Raw genomic sequence first — 4,387 nt, 5'->3', positions numbered from 1 at the left:
TGGCGAGTTTGGCGGACATGGTTATCCCGTCCAGGGACACCTGTGGGATGCCAATCGCGACAATTGGGGCTACGGTGGATTGCCAAAAACGCTGCAGGAATTCAAGGATCGCTATATCGAATCGATGCGACGACTCGAAGAGTTGGAATCCAACGGAATCGCCGGAGGCGTGTACACGCAAACCACCGATGTGGAAGGCGAGATCAATGGGTTGATGACGTACGACCGCCGGGTTCTAAAAATCCCCGCAAGCGAACTGAGCAAAATTCACGCGAATCTGGTGAAGTAAAAAAATGATTCGGGCGCGTCACCCGTAGCGGAAGTCGTCAAGACGTTCGTTCGATCCTGTTATGGTTCAAACGAAGCGGCGTATTGTTTACGCCGGAGCGGTCCCGGCAAGAGTGATCGTTAGCGGCTTTGACGCTAGCCACCGTTCCGTTGTTCAACAAAATTCGGTGTCCAACAAAATTCGTGTCCAACAAAACGCCCCAAGAAACGTACACATCGGATCCGCGGCCAGCGCTGGGCCGCTAAATCTTCGGTGCTGACGTCGGATATTAGGTGGGATTTTTCTTTCGGCCTTTACTTCAGTCACCTCTCCACCGACGAAGTCGGGGGAGAGGTCGAGCACGCCCTAAAGGCGTTGCTCGGGTGAGGGGGCGACCGCGCTATCGCCCGAGCAATTCCGGTGCAAACGGCGTTCTCGTCGCCATCGACTTGCTCGGTCAGCCCCCTCACCCGAACGTCGCTGAAGGCTCCGCTGGACCTCTCCCCCAACGAAGTTGGTGGAGAGGTGGCAGAAAAGCCGCGCAACACCAAATTACGTCAACCCCAAAGTTTTAGCAGTCCAGAGCAAAACCTTCGGTCTCATTGGAACGATTTATACGCTGCAACCGGACCGCTCGCGACGTATCGTTGGCACGTCAGCGGGCTTGCCGTGCTTCTACCGCCCCGCTGAAGATCTCGTGAGCCACCAGCGTGATCATTCCGAAGATCAACGGCAGCACATAGTACAGAATTCGGAAGATCAGCACGGACGCGAGCACCGAGTCGCCCACCGTTCCTTTGAGCAGCGTCACTAAGATCACCTCCAACACGCCTAGCCCGCCGGGGACCTGCGTCATCAGCGAGATCGCAATCGCGACCAGGTAGGCGGCCAGGACTTGCGCGAATGGCACTGCCGCGTCGACGGGAAGGACCAGATACAACGCGGTGGCGGAGATCAGCAAATCGACCGCGGCCACCGAAGCTTGCACCGACATCAATCCCAATGCGGGGGGACGCAAATGCAACTCGCCAATCGGCCAAGGTTTGTGCCATAGCCAGCACACCAGCGCGTAGCCAAACGCAAGGCAGAGCAAAATGACGCCGAGCGTCCGGGTGCCAAACGGCAATTCGACCGATGCCGGCAATTCAATTGGCACCGAGACCAGCACGATCCCACCTAAAAACCACAGCCCGCTCCAAAACGTCAAACCACAAATCGAGATCAAAACCACGATTTGACGTGCCGTTAACCCCCATCGGGAATAGAAACGGTAACGGATCGGGGCACCGGCCATAAAGGTGCCCAAATTGTTGCCAAGCGTGAATCCCATAAACGAGACCAACGCGACACGGCGTAGCGGCAGCGATCGGCAGATGTAACGCAGCGCCAACAAATCGTAGGCGATCAGCAACCCGTAGTTCAGCGCGATCAGAAAGGCTGCGATTCCGAGATAAATCGTCGGGACGCCCGTAAAACCGGCCTTAAAGTCGTCCCAGGTTACCTCATGTGCTTCGCGCCAAAGCAATTTGATCGCCAACAGAAACAGCAGGCATGCAAACGCAGGCCCAGCGATCGCACGGAGTTTTTGTTTGGGCAAGGTGAGGCTCGGCTGAGCAGAACAGGGAATGGGTGGGGACGGTAGTTGCCAATTGTGCCGGTTCAGCCTCGTTCGGCAAGCCCGCTAAGGATCAAGCCTGCTAAGGATAACGGAGCCACTAAGTATAAGGTCCCACAAATCCTAGCGGACCCGCGGCACAAAATGAAAACGCAATGCCGCCTAAGATCCCAAACTTAGCCCGGTAGCCGAACTAGCGTGTTGTTTGCCAAACTGTAGGCCTTGGGAATCTCGATCAATCAACAAAATTCCCTCTAATTTCACTTCAACCTTTGCCTGCAAACAGAAACATGAAAACCGTTCGACATGAATTAGTGGTGCTTGGTGGTGGTCCTGCAGGATACGTCGCCGCAATCCGTGCCGCCCAACTTGGAATCGATGTTGCCTGTATCGACGAGAACGCTCAATTCGGTGGGACGTGTGTGCGTGTCGGATGTATCCCCAGCAAAGCGCTGCTCGAATCGAGCCATCTGTACGAGGATGCCAAACACAAATTCAGCGAACATGGGATTAAAGTCGGCGGACTGGAATTCGACCTCGACGCCATGATGGCTCGCAAGAAAAAGATCGTCGACACGCTGACCGGCGGCATCGACATGCTATTCAAAAAGCGGGGCGTCACTCCCTATCGCGGCCGCGGTAAATTCAAAGACCACGAAACGATTCAAGTCGACGGTGATGAACCGGTTTTGGTGCAAGCCGACCAGGTGCTGATCTGTGCCGGCAGCCGTCCTGCCAAGCTCAGTTTTATCGAAGAGGATGGCGACCGCATCGGCAACAGCACCACCGCACTCTCATTTCCCGACGTTCCTAAGCGATTGATCGTGATCGGTGGCGGTTACATCGGTTTGGAAATGAGTGCCGTGTGGAATCGGCTAGGCAGCGAAGTGATCGTGTTGGAAGCCCTCGACCGCATCATGCCTGGTATCGACGGCGAGATCGCCCAACTGGCGCATCGCACCTTTAAACGGCAAGGACTCGATATTCGCACCAGCACCTTTGTTGATTCCGCCAAACGCGACGGGGATGAGTGTGTCGTGCAAATCAAAGATGGCGAAGCTCTGCGTGCGGACCGCGTGTTGTTGGCGACCGGACGCACCCCCGCCACCGACAACATCGGACTCGAATCGATCGGATTGGAAACCGATAAGCGAGGCTTCATCAGCGTCAACGAAGAATTCCAAACGTCACTCGAAGGCGTCTATGCGATCGGCGACTGTATCGGTGGCGCGATGTTGGCGCACAAGGCGATGGAAGAAGCGATCGTGTGTGTCGAACGCATGGTTGGCATTAAAAGTCACATTAACTACGACGTGATACCGGCGATCGTTTATACCCATCCCGAGATCGCGATGGTGGGACAAACCGAAGAGCAGTTGAAGGAAGCTGGCATCGAGTACAAGAAGGGCGTCTGCCCGTTTGGCGCCAACGGACGTGCTCGCACGCTGGGCGAACCCGAAGGCCGCGTCAAGATTCTGGCCGATGCGGCAACCGACCGCGTCCTGGGCGTGCACATCATCGGTGCCCGAGCTGGCGACATGATCGCCGAAGCGGCCACTGCGATGGAGTTCGGAGCGAGCAGCGAAGATATCGCTCGCACCTGCCACGCGCATCCAACGATGTCCGAAATCGTCCACGAAGCCGCATTGGCCGTCGCCGAACGCGCGATCCATACGTTTTAAGTAGACCAGATGGTTTATCGGCGAACGCAGCTTGATGGCCACCTCTGCACCTACTGAATGGCTGCGGAGAAAAATCCGGCGTATCGCGAGCGTGCTGTCACCTCTCCCAAACGCAGGAGACTGCTGAGGAACTAGCATTTAATGAACGCTTTCCGGGGAAGTGAGTGCTTCCCATTTTTCATAGCGGATGGCCGTGTTGTTTCGAAGCCAGAATTTTCTTATCTGGCAGCTTAATCTATCGCTCCAAGCCGCTGAATCTAGCGATTTATGTGCCTTTCTCAATTCATTGTAGGTTCAATGCGCACAACTCTACCTCTCCCTTGAGAAGTTTAAGCATCCGTTTCACGTTGATCACGAAACAGGTCATGATCTGCTGGACCCTCACCTTGCTTAGCCCCCAGAAGCGAGCTCGTCGTCCACCGTGATGACGGACGATCTCGTTGATCTTTCGCTCGATCGCAGGATGCTCACGACGAACCCGTTCATACTCCGCTGTCATCGACTTCTGGCGGGCTCGTTCGTATTCATGCTCAAATTCATTCTTGTTCACTTGCCGGCCCCATCGACTGGTCTCTTTCATCTTGGGATGGCACTGAGACAACAGCGGACAGGCGAGACATCGCTTTTTGCCAAAATTAAAAAATCTCGAATGAGGCTTCTCCTTTTTGAACCAAGCTTTTCCTGAGACTTGGCCACCGGGGCAAGTCACTCGTGTTTTGTCCTCATTCAATTGAAACTCACTCGCAGCAAAGCCGATTGTTTTTTCGCGTGCCGCTGGCGGCGTTATGACTTCGACAGCCAAGCCTGCAGGATCTTCAAGAG

At 55.2% G+C, this 4,387-nt stretch carries 3 protein-coding genes and 1 pseudogene; 2 read left to right on the top strand and 2 right to left on the bottom strand.

Translation table 11 applies throughout. The annotated features are described in order from the left end of the window. Positions 1-289: pseudogene (locus ABX962_RS31275) on the top strand (glycoside hydrolase family 2); the annotation flags it as partial. Between the two features lie 634 nt (positions 290-923). Here the strand turns inward: ABX962_RS31275 and ABX962_RS31270 are convergent. Further along, entirely contained in the window at positions 924-1,865 is a 942-nt protein-coding gene (locus ABX962_RS31270; protein WP_339936500.1) for a UPF0104 family protein, read from the bottom strand. A 308-nt stretch (positions 1,866-2,173) separates the two neighbouring features. Between ABX962_RS31270 and lpdA the strand changes: the two genes are divergently transcribed. Continuing rightward, complete coding sequence (gene lpdA, locus ABX962_RS31265; protein ID WP_339936502.1) at positions 2,174-3,565, top strand: dihydrolipoyl dehydrogenase; 1,392 nt, start codon at positions 2,174-2,176, stop codon at positions 3,563-3,565. A gap of 283 nt (positions 3,566-3,848) precedes the next feature. On the opposite strand, the gene ABX962_RS31260 is transcribed toward lpdA, so the two are convergent. Further along, the coding region (locus ABX962_RS31260) for a transposase (protein WP_372725472.1) at positions 3,849-4,387 on the bottom strand (539 nt) is incomplete at its 5' end.

Source organism: Novipirellula sp. (genome assembly GCF_041583735.1).
Classification (GTDB): Bacteria; Planctomycetota; Planctomycetia; order Pirellulales; family Pirellulaceae; genus Novipirellula.
Note: the sequence above shows the minus strand (reverse complement) of the source record. Positions and strands in the feature narration are given on the sequence as shown.

What these genes read in the sequence shown, in the direction of transcription:
- lpdA (WP_339936502.1), top strand. Translation starts at nt 2,174, where the DNA reads ATGAAAACCGTTCGACATGAATTAGTGGTGCTTGGTGGTGGTCCTGCA.